A 20,996-nucleotide genomic window follows, 5' to 3' on the forward strand; every position below is an offset into this window, starting at 1 on the left:
AACTTACTGGACCCCGTGCTACCCTTTTCCCATATCCCACCGCACGAAACCGGAGCAGTCTGTGGCCACCAGGGACCCCCGCGAGCCGTTTACCCGCATTACCGTCCACGAGGCAAAGGAAAAACTCGACCGCGGCGAAGCCGTCCTCATCGACGTCCGCGAGCCGCACGAGTACGTCGAAGTCCACGCCAAAGGTGCCCGGCTGATCCCCGTCAACACCGTCCTCAACGAAGTCCGGCAGATCCGCGAGTTCGCCAACGGCAAGGAGGTGCTCTTCATCTGCCGCAGCGGGCAGCGCAGCGCACTCGCCGCCGAGTTCGCAACCGCCGCCGGCCTCGACGACCTGCCGCTCTACAACGTAGAGGGCGGCACCCTCGCCTGGGTCGAAGCCGGCTACCCCACGGGCGACTGAGCGCGCCCGGCCCCCGACTGCCGGTCAGCGCACGCCTTGACCATCAGCGCCGGGCATGGCTAGGATTCCGCGACTGCGGAACTCGTATTCCGGGGTTACCACCCGGTAAACCGCAGCCGAAACAGAGGAGGGATACGCAACATGTCCGAACGGAAGGGACGGTCCAGGTTCGCCTGGCTGCTGCTCCTCGCCGCCTTCGCCATGGTCCTCGCCGTCGCCTGCGGCGGCGACGATGACGACACCGGCGGCGGCAGCGTCACCTATGGCAAGGCCGGCTTCAAGACCGTCGAAATCGCCTCCGGCCAGCCCATCAAGATCGGCTACTCCGGCCCGCTCTCGGGCGACCTCAAGGGCATCGGCGAGCCCATCCAGAAGGCCGTCGAGCTCGCCGCCAAGGGCAAGACCATCAAGGGCCACAGCATCCAGGTTGTCAGCAAGGACGACCTCTGCTCGGCCGATGGCGGCGCCTCCGCAGCCACCCAGCTCCTGCAGGAAGGCGTCGTCGCCGTCGTCGGCCCCGTCTGCTCCGGCGCCGTCGTTGCCGCCCAGCCGCAGTACGAAGGTGCCGGCATCACCCACGTCTCGCCGTCCTCAACGGCCCACAAGCCCACCTACCCGGACCGCGGCCAGGTCTTCCAGACCTTCCTCCGCACCACCTACTCCGACGACATCCAGGGTCCGGCCCAGGCCAAGTTCGCCTACAAGACGCTCGGCGCCAAGACCGCCTACATCGTCTACGACACCGACGCCTACGGCACCGGCCTCCGCGATGCCTTCAAGGCGGCCTACGAAAAGGAAGGCGGCAAGATCCTCGGCAGCGAGGGGTACGAGAAGAAGCAGACTGACTTCAAGGCCGTCGTAACCAACATCAAGAACGCCAAGCCCGACCTCGTCTACTTCGCCGGCTTCTACTCCGAGGCAACCCCCTTCATCAAGCAGCTCCGCGCCGAGATGAAGGACGTCAAGTTCCTCGGCGGCGACGGCGTGAAGAACGACGAGTTCATCAAGGGCGCCGGCGCCGATGCCGAAGGCGCCTACCTCTCGCTTCCCAGCCCCGTCTACACCGGCGAGGCCTACAAGACCTTCGGCGACCTCTTCGAAAAGGAAACCGGCATCAAGCGCGACGCCAGCCCCTTCGTCGCCGAAGCCTACGACGCTGCCACCGTCATCATCCGTGCGATCGAAAAGGTCGCCGAGGAGAAGGACGGCAAGCTCGTCATCGACCTCAAGAAGCTGAACGAGGAGATCCGTAAGACCGAACTCGATGGCGCCTCCGGCAAGATCAAGTTCGACGCCCGCGGCGAAAACGTCGGCGGCGCGACGCCCGTCAGCCTCTTCCAGGTCAAGAACGGCGCCTTCGAAGAGATCAAGCAGTAGCGCTCCCCGGGCGCAAGCCTGCATACTCCCGATTCGCAGCGGAGAGGCGCCACGATTGGCGCCTCTCCGCACGTCAGCCCGCCGGCAGAGGAACGACCATGTCCGTCGCGCTCACCCTCTCCGTCAGCTTCTGGTCCGACCAGTTCGTCAATGGCCTCACCACCGGCAGCCTCTACGCCCTCATCGCGCTCGGCTACACGATGGTCTACGGCGTCCTCAAGATGATTAACTTCGCCCACGGCGAGGTCTTCATGCTCGGCTCCTTCGCCGGCTATGGCGCCCTCGTCGCCATGGGCGGCAACGACATCTCCGGGCCGGTCATCGCCCTCGCCATCCTCGGGGCCATCATCGTCGCCATGGCCGCCTCGGTCAGCGCCTCCGTCGTCATCGAACGGCTCGCCTACCGCCCCCTCCGGAACGCCCCCCGCCTCGCTCCGCTCATCAGCGCCATCGGCGTCTCCATCTTCCTCCAGTACCTCGTCCTCGAACAGACCTCCGCCCGCGCGAAGTTCTACCCCGATATCTTCCCCCGGGGCTCCGTGGCCGTCGGCCCATTCGAAATCACCTACATCCAGCTCTTCCTCATCGCCAGCTCCGTCGCCATGATGGCCGTCCTCTACGCCATCATCCAGCGGACCCGCCTCGGCCGCGCCATCCGCGCCGTCGCCGAAAACCCCACCAACGCCTCCCTCATGGGCGTCGATGTCAACCGCACCATCGTCTTCGTCTTCATCCTCGGCGCGGCAATGGCCGGCGTAGCCGGCGTCCTCTACGGCCTCTTCTTCCAGACCATCCGCGGCTCCATGGGCTTCATCCCGGGCATCAAGGCGTTCACTGCCGCTGTCCTCGGCGGCATCGGCAGCATCCCCGGCGCCATGGCCGGCGGCTACGCCCTCGGCCTCGCCGAAACCGTCGGCCGCGAACTGCTGAACGAACTCCCGGGCATCAACCTCGGTAACCAGTGGCGCGACGTCATCGCCTTCACCCTGCTCGTCGCCATCCTCATCTTCCGCCCGACCGGCATCTTCGCCCAGCGGAGCACTACCCGTGCCTGATACCCCTGCCCCCGCCTGGGCCCGCACCGCCCTCCGCATCCGCTGGCCGCTCTTCGTCGCGCTCGTCTGCCTGCTGCCGTTCGCCCTCTCCGATGTCTGGGTCCAGATGCTCGTCTTCGTCGGCCTCTTCGTGGTCCTCGGCCTCGGCCTGAACGTTGTGGTCGGCCTCGCCGGCCTGCTCGACCTCGGCTACGTCGCCTTCTTCGCGGCCGGGGCCTACACCATGGGTCTCCTTACCTCGCCCGGCTCGCCGATCGACTCCGGCCTCAACTTCTGGCTCATCCTCCCCCTCGGTGTCCTGATCGCCTCCGGCGTCGGGCTGCTCCTCGGCCTCCCCGTCCTCCCGCTCCGCGGCGACTACCTCGCTATCGTCACCCTCGGCTTCGGCGAAATCATCCGCCTCTTCCTCATCAACCGCGACGACCTCACCCGCGGTTCCCAGGGCCTTTCCGCCATCCCCCGACCGGAGCTCTTCGGCTACCGCATCGACTCCTTCACTGCGTGGTTCTATTTCGTGATCGCTGCCGCCGTCCTCGTCGGCTTCTGCACCGCCCGCCTCCGCGACTCCCGCATTGGCCGCGCCTGGGAGGCCATCCGCGAGGACGAGGACGTCGCCGCCGCCATGGGCGTCAACACCACCAAGTACAAGCTTCTCGCCTTCGCCACCGGCGCCGCCATCGGCGGCCTCGGCGGCGTCATCTACGCCTCCTTCATCGGTTTCATCAGCCCCGCCGCGTTCTCCCTCCAGGTCTCCATCGATGTCCTCGCCATCGTCATCATCGGCGGCATGGGCAGCACTCCCGGCGTCATCCTCGGGTCGCTCATCCTCATCGGCATCCCCCGCATCCTCCAGTTCCGCGAAACCGGCGACTTCCTCGCGCGCCTCGAGTGGCTGCGCGATGGCCTGAACGGGCTCATCGGCGCGTTCGATGCCGCCCTGCCCGGCTCCATCGGGCGCCTGCCCCCTGCCGAAACATGGGGCGCCCGGCTCGCCGACGACACCCGCTTCATCATCTTCGGCGCCCTCCTCGTCATCGTCATGGTCGTCCGTCCCTCGGGGCTCTGGCCCTCCTCCCGCCGCCGCCTCGAGTTCGCGCACGACGAAGCTGAACCATCCGCCCCGGTGAGCGCCGCATGACCGCCGCCGAACTGGTCGTCGATGGCCTCGGCATGCAGTTCGAAGGCCTCACTGCCCTTGCCGATGTCACCGTCCGCGTGCCGCCCGGCGAGATTCATGGCCTCATCGGCCCCAACGGCGCCGGAAAGACCACCTTCTTCAACTGCCTCACCGGCTTCTACCGGCCCACCTCCGGCGCCATCTACCTCACCGGTCAGCGCATCGACGGGCTCCCGCCCCACGTCATTACCGGCCTCGGCGTCGCGCGCACGTTCCAGAACATCCGCCTCTTCGCCAACATGACGGTCCTCGAGAACGTCCTCGTCGGAGAGCACCAGCACATCGCCGTCGGCGGCACCGATATCCTGAGCACCCGCCGCCCCGTCTACCCCACCGCCATCGAAAGGCTCCTTATCCTCCGCGGATTTCCGCGCGCCGCAATGAACGGCGTCATCGAAATCGCCGGCGCGATCGTCCGCCCTCCGCGCGTTCGCGCCGCCGAGGCTGCGGCCGTCGCCCGCGCCCGCGACCTGCTCGCCGCCGTCGGCCTCCGCGGCCGCGAGAACGACCTCGCCCGCAACCTCCCGTACGGCGACCAGCGCCGCCTCGAAATCGCCCGGGCCCTCGCCACCCGCCCCTCCCTCCTCCTCCTCGACGAGCCGACCGCCGGCATGAACCCGCAGGAGGCCGGCGCCATGGTCAGCCTCATCCGCCGCATCCGCGACGAGTTCGCCACCACCGTCATCCTCATCGAACACCAGATGCGCGTCGTCATGGGCGTCTGCGAAAACATCACCGTCCTCGATTACGGCCGGAAGATCGCCGAGGGCCCGCCCGCGGCCATCCAGCGCAACCCGACCGTCATCGAAGCCTACCTCGGCACCCGAGCCATCCAGGGAGGCGGCCATGCCGCTCCTTGACGTCCGCGACCTCCGCGCCGGCTACGGCGCCATCACCGCCGTCAAAGGCATCACCCTCCACGTCGACGAAGGCGAAATCGTCACCCTCATCGGCTCCAACGGCGCCGGAAAATCCACCACCCTCCGCGCTATCTCCGGCGTCATCCGCCCCCGCGGCGGCCAGGTCACCTTCGCCGGCCAGCGGATCGACCGCCTCCAGCCCCACGCCATCGTCCGCCTCGGCCTCTCGCACGTCCCCGAAGGGCGCGGCATCTTCCACAGCCTTACCGTCTACGAAAACCTCCTCATGGGCGCGTACACCCGCAGCGATGCCGCCGAACTCCAGGCGGACCTTGAGCGCGTCTACCGCCTCTTCCCCCGTCTCAAGGAGCGCCTCCGCCAGCCCGGCGGCACCCTCTCCGGCGGCGAACAGCAGATGCTCGCCATCGGCCGCGCCCTCATGGCCCGCCCACGGCTCCTCCTCCTCGACGAGCCCTCGATGGGCCTCTCCCCCGTCCTCGTCGAAACGATCTTCGAAACCATCCAGTCCATCCGGCGCGAAGGCGCCACCGTCCTCCTCGTCGAACAGAACGCCCTCATGGCGCTCGAAATCGCCGACCGCGCCTACGTCATCGAATCGGGCGAAATCACCCTCAGCGGCACCGGCGCCGAGCTCAGCCGCGACGACTCGGTTCGCCGGGCCTACCTCGGCGAGGCATGAACCTCCGCCGCCTCGCACTCCTCGCGCCGACGTTCCTGCTGATGGTGGGCGCGGCGGCCGCCGCATCCGCCGCCGGCGACCAGCCCCGGCTCGTCCCGCGGGCCGTCATCCCCAATGTCGCCGCCGGCGACCCCACGCCCACCCCCACGCCCGTGCCCCCGTACGCCGGCCAGGTTGCCGCCCTGGTCATCCCCGCCGCCGGTGTCGATGGCCGCTTCCCCGTCGAGGTCCGCGACACCGCCATCGTCGCCGGCCGCGAGGCCTTCGAAGACCCGTCCCGCCCGGACGCCATCGCCTGGTATCCACGCTTCGGCCGTCCTGGATTTCCTGCCGCAAACAGCATCTTTGCCGCGCACATCGACTACGTCGGCTACGGTCCGGGCCCCTTCGCGCGCCTCACCGCCGTCCGGCCCGGCGACGCCGTCTCCGTCCTCATGGATAACGGCCTCGTCTACGCCTACACCGTCGTCTCCGTCGATATCGTCCGCCTGTCCGACCTCGATATGGATGCGGTCGTCTTCCCATTCCTCCCCCTTGAGCGCGAGCGCGTCACGCTCATCTCCTGCGGGGGCACCTTCGTCCCTCGACCGGGCGGCGGCGGCGAGTACGATAGCCGGGTCATCCTCGTCGCCGAGCGCACCATCCCGCGCTGACGGCTCCATCGCGGGACAGACAGGGCACGAATCCGGCAGAATCTCGGCGGCAGCACACACCCCTTCGCGGAGGCAGCATGGACGCACTGCAGGGCGTCACCATCCTCGATTTCTCCAGTCACATCGCAGGCCCCTACTGCACGAAGCTCCTCGCCGACCTCGGCGCACGGGTCATCAAAGTCGAGCGCCCCGGCGGCGACCCCGCCCGCAACCTCCCGCCCTTCCTCGGCGACGAACCCGGCCCCGACCGCAGCGCAACCTTCCAGTACCTCAACACCAATAAGGAGTCGATCGTCCTCGACCTCAAGCGGCCCGAGGCCCGCGACGTCGTCCGCGCACTTGTCCAGCGCGCCGACCTCGTCGTCACCGCCTCGCCGCCCCGCGTCGAAAAAGCCCTCGGCATCGACTACGCCACCCTTTCCGGCTACCGCGACATCCCCGTCGTCGCCATCACGAACTTCGGCCACGAGGGGCCCTACCGCGACTACTCGCTCGACGACCTCGTCGTCTACGCCATGGGCGCCGAGATGTACAGCCACGGGCTGCTGCATCGCGAACCGCTCAAGCTCGGCGGCACCGCGGCCACGCTCCAGTGCGGCGCCATGGCCGCCGTCGCCGCCATGGGCGCCCTTACCGCGTACGAGGTCCACGGCGTCGGCCAGCTCGTCGATGTCCCCTGCTTCAACGTCCAGGTCAACAACATCGACCGCCGCAGCTCCAGCATCCTCGCCTACCGCTTCTCCGGCCGCGTCCAGGACCGGCCCGCCTCCCACATCTCCGGCCTCGCCGGCGGCATTTACCCCGTCGCCGACGGCTACGTCGAAATCGCCGCCCTGCCCGGCACCTACTGGCGCCGCTTCGTCGAAATGATCGGCGACGAATCCCTCAAGGACCCCGCGCTCGATAGCCCCCTCGCCGCCCTCCAGCCCGGCGCCCGCGAGGCCGTCGACGCCATCGTCATCCCCTGGATGCTCGAACGCACCCGCGCCGAGGTCTGGGAAGCCGCCCGCGAACACCATGTGATGTGCGGCCCCCTCTACACCGGCCTCGACCTCCGGAACGACGAGAACTTCCGCGAACGCGGCCTCTGGACCACCATCCAGCACCCCGAGCTCGGCGAGCTTCCAATGCTCGGCCGCCCCTACATTTTCGAGAAGACGCCCTGGCGCATCCGTTCCGCCGCGCCGCGCCTCGGCGAGCACACCCGCACCATCCTCCAGGAGGCGGGCTTCGAACCCGCCGCCATTGACACCCTCGCTGCTGCCGGAGTCATCGCATGAGCGCACCCCTTCCCCTGCAGGGCATCCGAATCTGCGACTTTACCGCCGTCTGGGCCGGCCAGACGGCCACCATGTACCTCGCCGACCTCGGCGCGGAGTGCATCAAGGTTGAGAACCCCTTCATCTGGAACCCGATGACCCGCGCCGCCAGCCCGCGCATGAACGCCATGATGGCCCAGCTCATGCCGCCCTGGATCGCCGGCCATCCCCCGGAGCCCGGCCCCCGGCCCTGGAATAACAGCCCCGCCTTCATCCAGGTGCTGCGCAACAAGAAATCCTTCACGGTCGACAGCCGCCGCCCCGAGGGGCTCGCCATCGTCAGGCAGCTCATCGCCATCAGCGACATCCTCGCCGAGAACCTCGCCATCGGGACGCTCGAAAAGCTCGGCCTCGACGACGACGCCATCCGCGCCGTCCGCCCCGACATCATCATCCTCCACATGCCCGCCTTCGGTCGCACCGGCAAGTACGTGGAAGGCCGCGGCTACGGCGCCCATATCGACAGCGTCGCAGGCTCCACCATCCTCCGCGGCTACCGCGACACCGCCCCGGTCGATAACGTCAGCATCTTCGCCGGCGACTACTGGGGCGGCATGCACGGCGCCGTCGCGGTGATGGCCGCCCTCCGCCACCGCCGCCGCACCGGCGAGGGCCAGGTCATCGAAATGGCCCAGGTCGAATCCTCCGCCCACATGTTCCCCCAGGCCGCCCTCGATGCCGCCTGGAACGGCCGCGAACAGCGCACCATCGGCAACCGCTCGATCGAAGGCTACGTCCCCAGCGGCGTCTTCCCCGCGGCCGGCAGCGACCGCTGGATCTGCATCTCCTGCCGCGATGACGCCGAATGGCGGGCCCTCGTCGCCTTCATGGGCAGCCCGCCCTGGGCCACCGCACCCGAACTCGCCACCGCCGAGGGCCGGGCCGCCGCACAGGACATGATCGAAGAACGCCTCGCCGAGTGGACCGCCACGCGCGACCGCGATGAGCTCTTCCACGCCCTCCAGCAGGCAGGCGTCACGGCCGGCCCGGTCCTCAACGCCAAAGAGGCAGCCGAAGACCCCCACCTCGCGGCGACCGGCGCCTGGAAGCGCCTCCCCGCCACCGAGGACTACCCCGAGGTCGACTGGCTCCGCCCCGCCTACCGCTTCTCGAAGTCGGATGTCGACCTTCGCACGCCGCCGTGCCTCTTCGGTGAACATAACGACTACGTCTACCGCGAGGTCCTCGGCCTCTCCGACGAGGAGATCGAGCGGCTCGCCGCCGCCGGCCATATCGCGACCACCTTCGACCCCGAGGTCATCGCCACCGCATGATCCCGGGCACCGAACGCCGCCTCGTGACCGTCGCGCCCGGCGTCAACCTCGAGCTCTTCGAGGCCGGCGCCGGGCCGGCGGTCATCCTCCTCCACGGCTTCCCCGAGCTGGCGTACTCCTGGCGCCACCAGGTCGGCCCGCTCGCTGCCGCCGGCTACCGCGTCATCGTGCCCAACCAGCGCGGCTACGGCGCCAGCAGCGCCCCTGCTCCTGTCGAGGCGTACGACCTCGAAAGCCTCGCCGCCGATGTCGCCGCCCTCGTCCGCTGGGCCGGTGCCGGCCCGGCCGTCGTCATCGGCCACGACTGGGGCGCACCCGTCGCCTGGCACGCCGCCCTGCGCTACCCTGGCCTCGTCCGCGCCGTCGGCTCGCTCAGCGTCCCCCACGCCGCCCGTCCGTCCCGGCCTCCGCTGGAGCTCATGCGCGAAGCCGCCGGCCCCGACCATATCCACTACATCGACTACTTCCAGCAGCCCGGCGTTGCCGAAGCCGAGTTCGAAGCCGATGTGCGTGCCGGTCTCCTCGGCTTCTACTGGTCCATCTCCGGCGATGCACCCCGCGACGAACGATTCCGGCCCATCCGCCGCGGCGCCCGCTTCATCGACTCGTTCGCCCCGCCCGCGCAGCTCCCCGCCTGGCTGACCGCCGCCGACCTCGAGGTCTACGTCGAGGCATTTACTCTGAGCGGATTCCGCGGCGGGCTCAACTGGTACCGCAACGTCGACCGCAATTGGGAGCGCTCCGCCGACCTCGCTGGCGCAGTCGTCCGGCAGCCCGCGCTGTTCGTGACCGGCAGCCGCGACCCTGCCCGCAACCCGCCCGCCATCGAGCGCCTCCGCGACGTCGTCCCCGACCTCCGCGTCTTCGCCATCCTCGAAGGGTGCGGCCACTGGACCCAGCAGGAGCGCCCGGCTGAAGTCACCGGCGCCATCCTCCGCTTCCTGCGCGACATCGACGCCCGGGCGGCCCCGTAACTCTTCCGCCACCCGGCGGCTACTCAACCGTCCGCACAATTTGCGCACCGTTTACGAACTCCCCGGACCGGTTTCACATCGCCCCGCTACCGTATTTGGCGAAGGGCCCGGAGGTCCGCACGCTCTCCCCCACCTTCTCCGCACCCGGACCACGGTCCGGGGACGGCCATGGCGGACCTCCTCCCTCGGCAGCACCCCCGCCGATCCAGTCGGCGGGTCCGTCCTCCCAGGCGCCCGTCTATCCCCGGGACGGGCGCCTGGCCCAAACCCCCGGACTCCTGGCGTTTACGCTCCTGCCTCTCCAGCAACAACGCCGCAAAAGCGAACCCGCCGTTTGGCCCGGCGGGTTCGCTGCTTTGTGCGCTGAAACGAAAGCAGAGTGGCTCCGCTTCCTGGGGTCAGGCAGTTGCTGCCGGCACGCGTGCCTCGACGCGCACCGTCGCGACGTCGGCGCCGCCGAACAGGCCGGTCACGGCGCCCCCCTGGAGCATGCAGGAGATGTAGACGTGCCCGGCCGGCACCCGCTCCGTCACCCAGGCCGGCGCCTCGATGCTCATCCCGTTCGCCGATACCCGGACCGGGTCGCCCGTGGCGATGCCCAGCGCCCGCGCATCCTCCTCGCTCACCTGGATCCGGTCGTACCGGTGGAGCTTCTCGGCCTCGGGGTGGCGCAGCGCCGCGGCATCGGCGGCCGTGTACAGGTCCCGCGAGGTGATCACCCGCCAGCCCTCGCCGGCCGCCGCCGCAGGTACCGGTGCGGCCTGAGCCTTCGGGGCCGGGCCGACCGGCAGCTTCACGCCCTCGCCGATAATCAGGTCCCACGCCGGCTCGTAGGCGGCGTTCGCTTTCGCAATCTGCCCGAGCGCATCGCCCGGCGTCGTCGGCAGCTCGACGCCCAGCTCCTTCGCAAGGACATGGAGCGCCTCCCACAGCGGCACCGCATCGCCCTCCGGCCGGACCGCCGGCGCGAGCTTCTGCACGCGGAAGTCCGCTGCGGTGTACGTGCCCGCCGACGCGTACGCGCGCCCTTCGGCGATCACTGCCTGCGCCCGCTTCGCCGTCGGGTGCGCGACACCGTCGACCACCACGACCGTGCCGATCTGCTCGAGCGCCGCCGCAGCGCCCGGCAGCCGCATCGTCGGGTCGTCGCGGATGACCAGCAGCCCCGCGAGCCCCTCGAGCGGGTTCGCGCCGCCCTCAGCGCCGATGCCCTGGTCGAGCAGTCCCCACGTGTTCGCCTCCGGCGGCAGCACCGCGAGGCCTTCGCTCGCCCGTTCGCCCAGCAGTGCAATCGCCAGGTTCGCCGCGCCGCCGGTCATCGCCGCCGCGATAGCCGGGCTCACCGGGTTCGGCGCGCACACCACCATCGTGGCCTCGGGCTGAGCCTCGCGCAGCAGCGCAGCCGCCCGCGCAATCTCGTCGTTCGCCGGGGTGCCGCCCTGCAGCGCCTCCGCCAGCTGCGCCGCCGCCAGGCCCTCCTCGCCGGCGGCCGTCCGGATCCAGGCGGCCGCGAAGTCCACCAGCTCGCTGCGGAGCGGCCCGATCGCCACGAGCTTCGCCTTCTCCCAAACCACCGCGTCTTTGATGCGGACGCTTACCACGTTGTGGCTCTCTTCGATGTCGTCCGCGACCGTCACAATCGCCTTCGCTTTCGGCAGACGTTCGAGGTTTGCGGCCATCCGCCACGTGCCGAACCGCTCCTCCAGCGCGCCCTTCACGGCGCGCACCACCGGCCCGAGCGTCTGGTCCGGCGTTGCTCCCAGCGCCCGCGCCAGCTCCCTGATGGCGAGCGCCTCTTCATTCGTCACCGTTCCGCCGACCAGCACGCCGACGCGTCCGCGGCCCTTCGCCTCGCGCAGCAGGCGCGCCGCTTCGGCCGCCGTCTCCGCCAGGGTCGCCGGGGCCTGGATGTTCCCGCGCCCCAGGAGATGCTTCGACAGCCGCTCGCGCGGCTTCAGCGAATCGTAGTGGTACCGCCCGCGGACGCAGATCTGGTCGCCGCTGAAGGCGTTGCCGTCGCCGGGCCGCACAATCACGCCCCGGCCGTCCACCGAGCCGAGCCGGATGCTGCAGCCCACCGCGCACGAGTCGCACGTCGTCGAGGTCCACTTCTCCGGCTTCGCCACCCACTTGTTCGGGTGCTCCATCAGCGTCGCCGTCGGGCAGACGTCGATGCACGCCCCCGAGAAGTCGCAGTTGCTCTCGTGGATCGGCCCGCCCGCGCCGAACGCGATCATCGCGTCCCAGCCGCGCCCGCTCAGCGTAATCGCGCCGGTGTGCCGCTTTTCGTCGCACGCCCGCACGCAGCGCGTGCAGATGATGCACATCTGCGGGTCGAACTCCATGAACGGGTTACCCCGGTCGGCCGGCGGCTGCGGCGTCTGGTACCACGTCCGCTGCTCGCCGACCCACGGCTCGTACCCCGCGCTCCCCACCATCTCGCAGGTCGCCTGCAGCTCGCACCGGTAGTTCTTCGAACAGGTCAGGCAGCGGTGCGTCACCACGTCATCGCGCAGGCAGATATCGCCCGGGTGGCAGTGCTCCCGCCGGTGGCACGTCAGGCAACGGTCGCTGTGGTTCGCCAGGATGATCGACAGCACCGACCGGCGGCCTTCGAGCACTTCCGGCGTGTTCGTCCGCACCACCATGTTCTCGGTGACCACCGCCGTGCACGAAAGCTGGAGCCCCGGCGGCCCTTCGATATCCACCAGGCACGACCGGCAGCCCGCGTACGGTTTCAGGCCATCGATGTAGCACAGGCTCGAAACATAGAACCCGTTGTTCTTCAGCACTTCAACCAGCGGCGCACCCGCCGGCGCCTCGATGACCTTGCCGTCGACTGTTATCTGGACCATGGGCTCCCTACAGGCGGTGGAAGTCGGCGTCGGGGTCCGGCGCCTTCATGCCGTTCGGATACGTGTTGTTGTTCCGCTTCAGGAATTCCTGCGCAACCCGCGTCAGCGCGTGTTTGTCGCGGTACATCTCCTCGAAGTTATATACCGCGTCGTCGAGCGGGCCGCCCGGCTGGATCGCCTCGTACGGGCACGCCTCCGTGCACAGCCCGCAGTACATGCAGATCCGGAAGTCGATCTCGTACCGGTCGATGTTCCGCCGGCCTTCCGCGTCCTGGCTCGTCGCCACCAGGATGCAGCCGTCCGGGCACGCCTGCGCACACGTCGAACAGCCGGTGCACCGCTCCTCGAACCAGAGCAAGTTCGTCCGTGCGTAAACCGGGACCTTGCGGACCTCCTCCGGGTACTGGATCGTCGCCGGCGGCCTGAACATATTCCGCAGCGTCAGGCTCATCCCCTTCGCGATGCCCTTGCCATATGCCATGGGGGAGGTCCTCCAGTGCCGCGGGGCGCAAACCCCCGTCGTGGCGCCTCGATCCTACCAACGGGGGATTGTGATTACAAACACAAGGCTCACTCCGCAGCCAGCTCGCCGCGCCCTGCCCCGGCCGGGCCCCGCTCCTCTACGAACAGCCCGTACATCGCCATCGAAACGAGCGCCAGCACCGCCGCCGTCGGCCCCAGCGCCGCATACCCGCCGGCCTCCAGCGCCAGTCCGCCGACCACCGACCCCGTCACAATCCCGAACTGCTGGCCGGCCGCGTTCAACGCCATCACCGTCCCCCGGTCATCCGGCGACATCTCCGTCATAATCGCCTGCGAACTCGCGAACCGCGCCCCGCCCGAGACCGCAAACAGGAACAGGAACCCGAGCCCTACCGCCATCGCGACCGCCGCGGTCGTCGTGAGCGCAATGAACACCGCGCAGGTCAGCGAGGTCCACAGGATGACCGGCCGCTTCCCCACCCGGTCCGCCAGCCGCCCGCCCGCGTTGCTGCCCAGCAGCACCCCCAGCCCCATCGTCATCGTCAGCCCGCCCAGTGCCCACTTCGCCACCCCGAATTCGTCGTGGAAGTAGGCACCCATGTACGTCGCGAACACAAACCAGTAGCTCGTCGAAAGGTAGTTCGAAAACAGCGCCGCGCTCGTCGGCAGGTCGCGCAGCACCCGCGGGATCGCCGCCATCCCGCTCCCCGCCCTGCCGTCCGCGCGCCGCGGCGGATCCGCCGGCAGCTTCCGGAAGAGCAGCCACGTGAACACCACCAGCAGGACCGCCAGCGCCACGAACGTCCACCGCCACGAAAAGACGCCGCTCAGCACCGCGCCCGCCGGCACCCCGAAGATGCTTGCGCTCGTGTTCGCCGAAATCACCCACGACATCGCCCGCCCCCGCTCCTCGTACGAAAAGTAATCCCCCACCGCAGCGAACACCGCCGGGGTGAGGCAGGCCACGCCCAGCCCGGCCATCGCCCGCGCAAGGAGCAGCGGTACGAACCCCGGCGCGGCCGCCGAGAACGCTGTCGCCACAGTCAGCGTGGCCATCCCCGCGACGACGACCGGCTTCCGCCCCAGCCGGTCGATGAACGGCCCCGAGAACACCGCCGCAATCCCGCCGGCTACCGCGTACGCCGTCACCAGCAGGCCCGCCACGGCGACCCGCACCCCGAAGTCCTCCGAAATCTCCGGCAGGATCGGCGTGATGATCAGGTTGTTGAAGACGACAGCAAACGAGGCCACGCACAACAGCGCCAGCACCAGCGTCCGTTGTGACCGTGGCCCCGTGAGTGACACGCCTTCAGCCTACACGGCAGGCGCACTGGACGTCAGTTCAGCAGCTTCAGCAGCTCCTTCGTCGCTTCCGCCGCCGCAATAACCTTTGCCCGCTCTTCGTCCGTCAGCGGCAGCTCGAACGTCCGCTGGATGCCGCCTTCGCCCAGCTGGCACACCGTCCCGCTGAACACGTCGCGGATGCCGTACTCGCCCTGGTGGTACACCGAGCAAGGGATCAGCCGCCGCTGGTCGAGCAGGATCGCCTCCACCATCGCAATCGTCGCCGCCGAGGGCGCGAAGTACGCCGACCCCGTCTTGTACAGCTCGCCGATCTCGGCGCCCCCGCGCATCGCCCGTGCCACGATCGCCTGCACCCTCTCCGGCGGCAGGAGGTCCGTCAGCGGCACCCCGCCCACCCGCGTCTGCGAAACCACCGGCACCATCGTCGTGTCCGTGTGCCCGCCGATCACATACCCGTGGACGTCGTTCACCGAAACGCCGAGCTCGGCCGCAATGAAGTACCGGTAGCGGGCGCTGTCCAGCGCGCCGCCCTGCCCGATGACCCGCTCTCGCGGAAAACCGCTCGCCTGCATCGCCACGTGGCACATGGCGTCCATCGGGTTCGAGAAGACGATGATCACCGCGTTCGGCGAGGCCTTCGCCGCCGCGGCCACCTTCGACCGCACAATCTCCGCGTTGCCGTTCAGCAGCTCCTCCCGGCTCATGCCCGGCTTCCGCGGCGCGCCGGCCGTCACCACCACCACGTCGCTCCCTGCGGTCTCCTCCCAGCCGTCAGTCGCAATGATCCGGGTCGAAAACCCCTCCCACGGCGCCGCCTGCGACTCATCCAGCGCCTTCCCGTGGTGCATCGTGCCCGCAAACTGCGGGTCGTCCTGCAGCACCACATCGCAGATGTCGCGCTCGATCAGCCGCTGCGCCATCGCTCCGCCGGTCATCCCGGCGCCGACAATCGTGACCTTCTTCCGAGGCATGGGGCTCCCTGCTGAACTGGTGTGTGCCTGCCAAGGCTAGCACGCGCCTGCCTTACCCGCGCCGTGCAACGCCCCGTACGCCCGCCCTCGCGTACACTCGAATCGTGGACAAGTCCCACATCCGCAACTTCTGCATCATCGCCCACATCGACCACGGCAAGTCGACCCTCGCCGACCGGCTCCTCGAACGCACCGGCACCATCTCCGAGCGCGAAATGGCCGAACAGGTCCTCGACTCCATGGACCTCGAGCGCGAAAAGGGCATCACCATCAAAGCCGCCGCCGCCCGCATGCTCTACCGCGCCTCCGATGGGCAGGAGTACGAACTCAACCTGATCGATACCCCCGGCCATGTCGACTTCGCCTACGAGGTCTCCCGCTCCCTCGCTGCCTGCGAAGGCGCCCTCCTCGTCGTCGATGCCTCGCAGGGCATCGAGGCCCAGACGCTCGCCAATGTCTACCTCGCGATGAACCAGGACCTGGCCCTGATCCCGGTCCTTAACAAGATCGACCTCCCCCACGCCGAGCCCGAACGCGTTGCCGCCGAGCTCGAGCGCGTCATCGGCTTCTCCCGCGACGAAATCATCCTCGCCAGCGCCAAGGAAGGCATCGGCGTCGACGAAATCCTCGAGGCCATCGTCGCCCGCATCCCGCCGCCCTCCGGCAACCCCAACGCCCCCCTCAAGGCGCTCATCTTCGATTCAAAATACGACGCCTACAAAGGCGTCGTTGCCCACGTCCGCGTCGTCGACGGCGAGATGCACGGCCGGCGCAACCTGAAGCTCATGTCCACCGGCGCCGTCTTCGAGCCGCTCGAGTTCGGCATCTTCAGCCCCGGCATGCGCCCGCTCGAAGGCCTCGCCGCCGGCGAAGTCGGCTACGTCGCCACCGGCCTCAAGGACGTTGCCGAGTGCCGCGTCGGCGACACCATCACCTGGGCCGATGAGCCCGCCCCGGAGCCGCTTCCCGGCTACCGCCGCGCCAAGCCCATGGTCTTCGCCGGCATCTACCCCACCGATTCCGACCAGTACCAGGAGCTCCGCGACGCGCTCGCCAAGCTCGTCCTCAACGATGCCTCCCTCGTCTACGAACCCGAATCCTCCGTCGCCCTCGGATTCGGCTTCCGCTGCGGCTTCCTCGGCCTCCTCCACCTCGAAATCGTCGTCGAACGGCTCGAGCGCGAGTACGGCCTCTCCCTCCTGACCACCGCGCCCTCCGTCGAGTACCGCGTCCAGACGACCTCCGGCGAGGAGATCATCGTCGATAACCCCGCCGACCTCCCCGACCCCTCCCGCATCGCCGTCATCTCCGAGCCCTGGGCCAAGATCGATGTCATCACGCCCAGCCGCTACATCGGCCAGGTCATGGACCTCGTCACCAGCCGGCGCGGCCAGTTCCTCCGCATGGAGTTCCTCGAAGCGGAGAACGAACTCGCCCCGGGCGAGGCCCGCGTCCTCCTCGAGTACGACGTCCCCATGGCCGAAGTCCTCGTCGACTTCTACGACCAGCTGAAGAGCTCGACCTCGGGCTACGCCAGCCTCGATTACCAGGTCAAGGAGTACCGGCCTGCCCGGCTCGTCAAGGTCGACATCCTCGTCAACGGCGTCCCGGTCGATGCCCTCTCCGTCATCACCCACGCCAGCAATGCCGAGAAGGTTGGCCGCACGCTCGTCACCAAACTGAAGGACCTCATCCCGCGACAGCTCTTCGAGGTCCCCATCCAGGCTGCCGTCGGCGGCAAGATCATCGCCCGCGAAACCATCCGCGCCATGCGCAAGAACGTCCTCGCCAAGTGCTACGGCGGCGACGTCACCCGCAAGCGGAAGCTGCTCGAGAAACAGGCCGAGGGCAAAAAGAAAATGAAGCGTGTCGGCAGCGTTGAAATTCCCCAGGAAGCCTTCATGGCCGTCCTTCGCCTCCGCGAATAGCCGCCCCGCGCTTCGTAATCCCTTCGAAACGCTCGCCTGTTACCCTTTACCAATCCCGGCGCACTGCGCCGAACCAACCGGAGCGCCAGCCGTGGTCAAAGCCTTCGTCCTCATCGTTGTCGACCCCGCCAAAACCATCGAGGTCTACGAAAAGCTCCGCGCCGTCGAAGGCATCTCCGAGGTCTACCAGGTCATGGGCCCCTACGACATCGTCGCCGTCGTCGAGGTCCCCAGCCTCACGGATGTCCCCGCCGTCATCTCGCGCCACATCCGCGCAATCGAGGGCATCGAGAGCACCACGACCTGTGTCACCTTCCCCGAGGCGGCCGGCGCCCGCTGACGCTCAGGGGCAGGCCGCAAGCGTCTCCTCGACCAGCCGGAACAGGCCCTCGGCATCAACCCGGGTCGCCAGGCGGCAGTTCGGCTCCGGTGCGCCGGCCGCCCGCCGCTGCTCCGCGGCTTCTGCCCCCAGGAATCGCCGGTCGACCACCGTCATCCCGCGCGTCTCCTCCCCCCGCAGCTCCACCGCCACGTGCGCCGGTGTTACCTCGAAGAGCTCCGGCGCCGCCAGCGCCGCGACCGCACACGGGTCGTGCAGCGGCACCGCGGGCGTCCCGTACACCCGCTCCGCGGCCGCCCGGTAGTGCTCCAGCAGGTCCGCAACCACCTCCGCCGTGTGCGTCCCCACAGCCCGGAACCGGGCGATGGTCTCCGGCCCAACGGCCGCCTGCCGCGTCAGGTCGAGCCCGCACATGGTGATGCGCGCCCCCGATGAAAACACGATGTGCGCAGCCTCCGGGTCCGCCCAGGCGTTGAACTCCGCGGCGGCGGTCACATTCCCCCACGTCGCCGACCCGCCCATGATGCTCAGCCGCGCGATGCTCTTCGCCAGCCGCGGCTCCACCCGCATCGCCAGCGCAAGGTTCGTCAGCGGCCCCGTCGCAATCACGACCGTGCCCGGGTTCCCCATGACCGTCTCGACCAGGAACTCAACCGCGCCCTTCGTGATAACCCGGTTCGAACCGCGCGGCAGCTCCGCTCCGTCGAGCCCCGTCGCCCCGTGCACCCGTTCGCCGGCCCGCGGCAGGCTCCCGAGAATCGGGCCGGCTGCCCCCCGCGCCACCGGCACCTCCGGCCGGCCGATGAGTTCGAGCACCCGCAGCGCATTCTCGGTCACCCGCCATACGGGTGCATTGCCGCCGACCGTCGTAACGCCCAGCAGGTCGAAATGCCGCGCCGCCAGCAGGATGGCCACCGCATCATCGTGGCCGGGGTCGCAGTCGATAATCGCCTTCGTCCGCTTCATAGAGGCACCTCCTCATCGAGTCGTGACAGGTGAAGCGTACGGCACGGCAGGACAACGCCGACGCCCGGCCGGTCAGAAAATCGGGCCCGTTTCGGGCGCTTCCTCGTCTTCGAGCCCCAGCAGCTTCGGCGCCTCCAGCAGCCCCGCACCGTTCAGGAGCCGCCGCCGCATGCCGAGAAGCGCCGCATCGTCCGCGCCCCCGAGCGCCCGCCGGACCAGTTCAAACAGGGTCCGGGCCGTCACCAGCGCGTACCGGTAGTTCTCGCACGCGCGGATGAGCGGGTCGCTCAGTTCTCCGCTCCGCTGCTCCGGCTCCCGGTCGCGGTACCCGTTCGCGATGATCAGCCCCCGCGGCGCGGGCCGCCCTGCGAGCAGCTCCGCCTCGATCCGCCGCTGCAGGCGGATGTACGGCCATTCCACCACCTGCCCGCTCGCGCTCTCCAGCTCCACGAACGCCAGCACATCCTCGCTCTGGACCGCCAACGGCTCGCCCGGCCGCGAGACCACCGCAAAGCCCAGCGCCTGGAGCGCAGCACGGGCAGCCTCCCCGAAACCGGGACCATCCTTCCAGAGCAGGCCCCGGTGGCGCGCCAGCGCATCGTGCCGCTCCTGCACCGCCGCCAGTCGCTCCCGCGCCGCCGCCTCGGCAGCCGCCGCTTCTTCCAGTTCCGCTTCCACCTGTTCGAGCCCCGGCACCGCCACCGACCGCACCCAGTACGGCGCCTCGGCCCCGGTGTCCACGCCGGCCATCTGCCGGCAGGCATCGACCAGCGCCTGCGCGAGGTTCGTGCGCGGCGTGCCGTACGACTCCGACATCGCGGGAATGAACACCACGCGCCCACCCAGCACCTCGAACTCCGCCGCAATCGGCACGCCCGAGCCGCCGAGCGCAATCGGCCGCCCGTGCCGCCGGAACTCCGCCTGCCGCTCATCGAACCATGCCCGCCAGCCCACCTCGCTGCGGAACTCCCGCAGCACCGCGCTCATCGGATGGTGCTCATCGGCAATCCTGACCGTCTTGCCTTCGCCCGCCCGCAGCCACGGCGTCGACCAGCTCATCCCGCCCGGGGCCGGCAGCCAGTGATACCGGTCGCAACCCTCGAAGCCGACCACCCCATGCTGGAACGCATCCGGGCGCCCGAACACCACCACCAGCCCGCCCGCCTCCAGCAGACGCCGCGTCTCCTCCAGCCGCCGCCGCAGCTGTTCGGCAATCCCCGCCACCGTGGCCGAACCCGGCACATTCAGCACCGGGCGCCCGTCGAACGCCTCGAACTCCTTCCCCTCCTCGATGACTTCCCGCACCACCCGGTCGATCCCGGCCGGGTCGATAATCAGCGCGTCGTAGTCGTTGTAGTTCGGCGCCGTCAGCGGGTTGTAGTTGTCAATCGCCACATTCGGCAGCGGGAACGAAATGCTCAGGATGCGCACGGCTCCTCCCCTTGCAGCAGCGGGGCCAGCCGCTGCCGCAGCGGCCCGGCGAGGTCCGGCCGCGCGAGGGCTGCCGCCACGTTCGCGACGATGTAGCCCAGCGGCCGTCCCGTATCGTACCGCCGGCCCTCGAACCGCAGCGCCGAAACCGGCTCGCTCGCTGCAATCTGCCGCGCAATCGCATCGGTGATCTGCAGCTCGCCGTTCTTCCCCGGCGGCGTCGCGTCGATGTGCGCGAGGATCGTCTCCGAAAGCACGTATCGCCCCACGATGCCCAGCCGCGACGGCGCCTCCTCCAGCCGCGGTTTCTCAACGACCCGCCGCAGCCGCACCGGGTTCCCGTCGCCCTCAGGGTCGACGATGCCGTACTGCGGCACGTCCGCGTCTGCCACTTGCTCGACGGCAATCACCGTGCCGCCCGTGGCCTCGTAGGCCGCCACCAGCTGCGCCGTGCACGACTGCCGTCCGAGAATGACGTCATCGGGGAAGAGCAAGGCGAACGGCCTCCCCTCGATGAACTCCCGGGCGCACGCCACGGCATGCGCGATGCCCAGCTGCTTCGGCTGGTACACCGCATGGAACTCCGCCTTCGCCGCAATGGCCGCCAGCGAATCCGCGAGCGCCTGGTTCCCTGTCTCCCGCAGCGCCGTCTCCACCCGCGCGCCGGCGCGGAAGTGCTCAAGGATCGACTCCTTCCCCTCCGCAATAACGAACACAATCCGCGTGATCCCTGCCGCCACCGCCTCGTCGACGCACCAGTCGACCAGCGGCCGGTCCACCAGCGGCAGCATCTCCTTCGGCACCGCCTTCGTCGCCGGGAGCATGCGCGTCCCCAGCCCCGCCGCGAGAATCACCGCCGTCGTCACCGGCTGCACCATACGCCCCCGATCCTAGGCCGGTGCATCGTTACCGGATA

19 protein-coding genes are annotated in these 20,996 nt (G+C 69.3%); 12 read left to right on the forward strand and 7 right to left on the reverse strand.

All coding sequences use genetic code 11. The features are described from left to right. Nucleotides 1-61: 61 nt before the first annotated feature. The 10 genes from Tbon_RS10505 to Tbon_RS10550 all read left to right on the forward strand — a co-directional run bounded on the left by Tbon_RS10505 (nucleotide 62) and on the right by Tbon_RS10550 (nucleotide 9,801). Nucleotides 62-412 carry a rhodanese-like domain-containing protein gene (locus tag Tbon_RS10505; RefSeq protein ID WP_192497923.1) on the forward strand — a complete coding sequence of 117 codons (351 nt, stop codon included), beginning with the start codon at nucleotides 62-64 and terminating at the stop codon, nucleotides 410-412. 141 nt (nucleotides 413-553) lie between these two features. Further along, nucleotides 554-1,789: a branched-chain amino acid ABC transporter substrate-binding protein gene (locus Tbon_RS10510; RefSeq protein ID WP_158067661.1), complete on the forward strand. Its 1,236-nt coding sequence runs from the start codon at nucleotides 554-556 to the stop codon at nucleotides 1,787-1,789. Nucleotides 1,790-1,887: 98 nt separating this feature from the next. Then, a complete protein-coding gene (locus Tbon_RS10515; RefSeq protein ID WP_158067662.1) occupies nucleotides 1,888-2,844 on the forward strand; it encodes a branched-chain amino acid ABC transporter permease in 957 nt (318 codons plus the stop codon). Continuing rightward, nucleotides 2,837-3,982, forward strand: a complete 1,146-nt coding sequence (locus Tbon_RS10520; RefSeq protein ID WP_225734601.1) for a branched-chain amino acid ABC transporter permease — start codon at nucleotides 2,837-2,839, stop codon at nucleotides 3,980-3,982. Before Tbon_RS10515 ends, Tbon_RS10520 begins: the two co-directional genes overlap by 8 nt. After that, nucleotides 3,979-4,881 carry an ABC transporter ATP-binding protein gene (locus Tbon_RS10525; protein ID WP_158067663.1) on the forward strand — a complete coding sequence of 301 codons (903 nt, stop codon included), beginning with the start codon at nucleotides 3,979-3,981 and terminating at the stop codon, nucleotides 4,879-4,881. The genes Tbon_RS10520 and Tbon_RS10525 overlap by 4 nt, the downstream gene beginning before the upstream one ends. Next, nucleotides 4,868-5,581 carry an ABC transporter ATP-binding protein gene (locus tag Tbon_RS10530; protein WP_158067664.1) on the forward strand — a complete coding sequence of 238 codons (714 nt, stop codon included), beginning with the start codon at nucleotides 4,868-4,870 and terminating at the stop codon, nucleotides 5,579-5,581. The genes Tbon_RS10525 and Tbon_RS10530 overlap by 14 nt, the downstream gene beginning before the upstream one ends. Then, a complete protein-coding gene (locus tag Tbon_RS10535; protein WP_158067665.1) occupies nucleotides 5,578-6,234 on the forward strand; it encodes a class F sortase in 657 nt (218 codons plus the stop codon). Before Tbon_RS10530 ends, Tbon_RS10535 begins: the two co-directional genes overlap by 4 nt. Nucleotides 6,235-6,311: 77 nt before the next feature. Continuing rightward, entirely contained in the window at nucleotides 6,312-7,514 is a 1,203-nt protein-coding gene (locus Tbon_RS10540; RefSeq protein ID WP_158067666.1) for a CaiB/BaiF CoA transferase family protein, read from the forward strand. Beyond that, a complete protein-coding gene (locus tag Tbon_RS10545) occupies nucleotides 7,511-8,827 on the forward strand; it encodes a CaiB/BaiF CoA transferase family protein (RefSeq protein WP_158067667.1) in 1,317 nt (438 codons plus the stop codon). Before Tbon_RS10540 ends, Tbon_RS10545 begins: the two co-directional genes overlap by 4 nt. Further along, the gene (locus tag Tbon_RS10550; protein WP_158067668.1) at nucleotides 8,824-9,801 is read left to right on the forward strand and encodes an alpha/beta fold hydrolase; all 978 of its coding nucleotides are present in this window, start codon (nucleotides 8,824-8,826) and stop codon (nucleotides 9,799-9,801) included. The genes Tbon_RS10545 and Tbon_RS10550 overlap by 4 nt, the downstream gene beginning before the upstream one ends. A gap of 398 nt (nucleotides 9,802-10,199) precedes the next feature. Here the strand turns inward: Tbon_RS10550 and Tbon_RS10555 are convergent, their stop codons facing one another. The 4 genes from Tbon_RS10555 to mdh form a co-directional block, all read right to left on the reverse strand. Further along, complete coding sequence (locus Tbon_RS10555; protein WP_158067669.1) at nucleotides 10,200-12,656, reverse strand: 2Fe-2S iron-sulfur cluster-binding protein; 2,457 nt, start codon at nucleotides 12,654-12,656, stop codon at nucleotides 10,200-10,202. Between the two features lie 7 nt (nucleotides 12,657-12,663). Next, on the reverse strand, nucleotides 12,664-13,137 hold the full coding sequence (locus tag Tbon_RS10560; RefSeq protein ID WP_158067670.1) for a NuoI/complex I 23 kDa subunit family protein: 474 nt from the start codon (nucleotides 13,135-13,137) through the stop codon (nucleotides 12,664-12,666). A gap of 89 nt (nucleotides 13,138-13,226) precedes the next feature. Next, on the reverse strand, nucleotides 13,227-14,444 hold the full coding sequence (locus Tbon_RS10565; RefSeq protein WP_158067671.1) for an MFS transporter: 1,218 nt from the start codon (nucleotides 14,442-14,444) through the stop codon (nucleotides 13,227-13,229). 32 nt (nucleotides 14,445-14,476) lie between these two features. Next, nucleotides 14,477-15,415 (reverse strand): malate dehydrogenase, encoded by a 939-nt coding sequence (gene mdh, locus Tbon_RS10570; protein ID WP_158067672.1) that lies wholly within the window; start codon nucleotides 15,413-15,415, stop codon nucleotides 14,477-14,479. A gap of 101 nt (nucleotides 15,416-15,516) precedes the next feature. Here mdh and lepA point away from each other — a divergent pair, with 101 nt between their 5' ends. Both lepA and Tbon_RS13935 read left to right on the forward strand, forming a co-directional pair. Continuing rightward, nucleotides 15,517-17,343: a translation elongation factor 4 gene (gene lepA, locus Tbon_RS10575; RefSeq protein WP_158068295.1), complete on the forward strand. Its 1,827-nt coding sequence runs from the start codon at nucleotides 15,517-15,519 to the stop codon at nucleotides 17,341-17,343. A 91-nt stretch (nucleotides 17,344-17,434) separates the two neighbouring features. After that, nucleotides 17,435-17,683: an Lrp/AsnC family transcriptional regulator gene (locus Tbon_RS13935; RefSeq protein ID WP_192497924.1), complete on the forward strand. Its 249-nt coding sequence runs from the start codon at nucleotides 17,435-17,437 to the stop codon at nucleotides 17,681-17,683. A gap of 3 nt (nucleotides 17,684-17,686) precedes the next feature. Here Tbon_RS13935 and Tbon_RS10585 read toward each other — a convergent pair whose 3' ends face one another. The 3 genes from Tbon_RS10585 to Tbon_RS10595 all read right to left on the reverse strand — a co-directional run bounded on the left by Tbon_RS10585 (nucleotide 17,687) and on the right by Tbon_RS10595 (nucleotide 20,958). Continuing rightward, nucleotides 17,687-18,649 carry a nucleoside hydrolase gene (locus Tbon_RS10585; RefSeq protein WP_158067674.1) on the reverse strand — a complete coding sequence of 321 codons (963 nt, stop codon included), beginning with the start codon at nucleotides 18,647-18,649 and terminating at the stop codon, nucleotides 17,687-17,689. A 72-nt stretch (nucleotides 18,650-18,721) separates the two neighbouring features. Then, a complete protein-coding gene (locus Tbon_RS10590; RefSeq protein ID WP_158067675.1) occupies nucleotides 18,722-20,080 on the reverse strand; it encodes a hypothetical protein in 1,359 nt (452 codons plus the stop codon). Further along, nucleotides 20,068-20,958, reverse strand: a complete 891-nt coding sequence (locus Tbon_RS10595) for a UTP--glucose-1-phosphate uridylyltransferase (RefSeq protein WP_158067676.1) — start codon at nucleotides 20,956-20,958, stop codon at nucleotides 20,068-20,070. The genes Tbon_RS10590 and Tbon_RS10595 overlap by 13 nt, the downstream gene beginning before the upstream one ends. Nucleotides 20,959-20,996: the final 38 nt, after the last annotated feature.

It is taken from the genome of Tepidiforma bonchosmolovskayae (genome assembly GCF_008838325.1).
GTDB lineage: Bacteria > Chloroflexota > Dehalococcoidia > Tepidiformales > Tepidiformaceae > Tepidiforma > Tepidiforma bonchosmolovskayae.

Excerpts from the sequence above, each read along its gene's own strand:
- Tbon_RS10510 (WP_158067661.1), top strand. The coding sequence starts at position 554 with ATGTCCGAACGGAAGGGACGGTCCAGGTTCGCCTGGCTGCTGCTCCTC.
- Tbon_RS10515 (WP_158067662.1), top strand. The coding sequence starts at position 1,888 with ATGTCCGTCGCGCTCACCCTCTCCGTCAGCTTCTGGTCCGACCAGTTC.
- Tbon_RS10525 (WP_158067663.1), top strand. The coding sequence starts at position 3,979 with ATGACCGCCGCCGAACTGGTCGTCGATGGCCTCGGCATGCAGTTCGAA.
- Tbon_RS10530 (WP_158067664.1), top strand. The coding sequence starts at position 4,868 with ATGCCGCTCCTTGACGTCCGCGACCTCCGCGCCGGCTACGGCGCCATC.
- Tbon_RS10535 (WP_158067665.1), top strand. The coding sequence starts at position 5,578 with ATGAACCTCCGCCGCCTCGCACTCCTCGCGCCGACGTTCCTGCTGATG.
- Tbon_RS10540 (WP_158067666.1), top strand. The coding sequence starts at position 6,312 with ATGGACGCACTGCAGGGCGTCACCATCCTCGATTTCTCCAGTCACATC.
- Tbon_RS10545 (WP_158067667.1), top strand. The coding sequence starts at position 7,511 with ATGAGCGCACCCCTTCCCCTGCAGGGCATCCGAATCTGCGACTTTACC.
- Tbon_RS10550 (WP_158067668.1), top strand. The coding sequence starts at position 8,824 with ATGATCCCGGGCACCGAACGCCGCCTCGTGACCGTCGCGCCCGGCGTC.
- Tbon_RS10555 (WP_158067669.1), bottom strand. The coding sequence starts at position 12,656 with ATGGTCCAGATAACAGTCGACGGCAAGGTCATCGAGGCGCCGGCGGGT.
- Tbon_RS10560 (WP_158067670.1), bottom strand. The coding sequence starts at position 13,137 with ATGGCATATGGCAAGGGCATCGCGAAGGGGATGAGCCTGACGCTGCGG.
- mdh (WP_158067672.1), bottom strand. The coding sequence starts at position 15,415 with ATGCCTCGGAAGAAGGTCACGATTGTCGGCGCCGGGATGACCGGCGGA.
- Tbon_RS10585 (WP_158067674.1), bottom strand. The coding sequence starts at position 18,649 with ATGAAGCGGACGAAGGCGATTATCGACTGCGACCCCGGCCACGATGAT.
- Tbon_RS10595 (WP_158067676.1), bottom strand. The coding sequence starts at position 20,958 with ATGGTGCAGCCGGTGACGACGGCGGTGATTCTCGCGGCGGGGCTGGGG.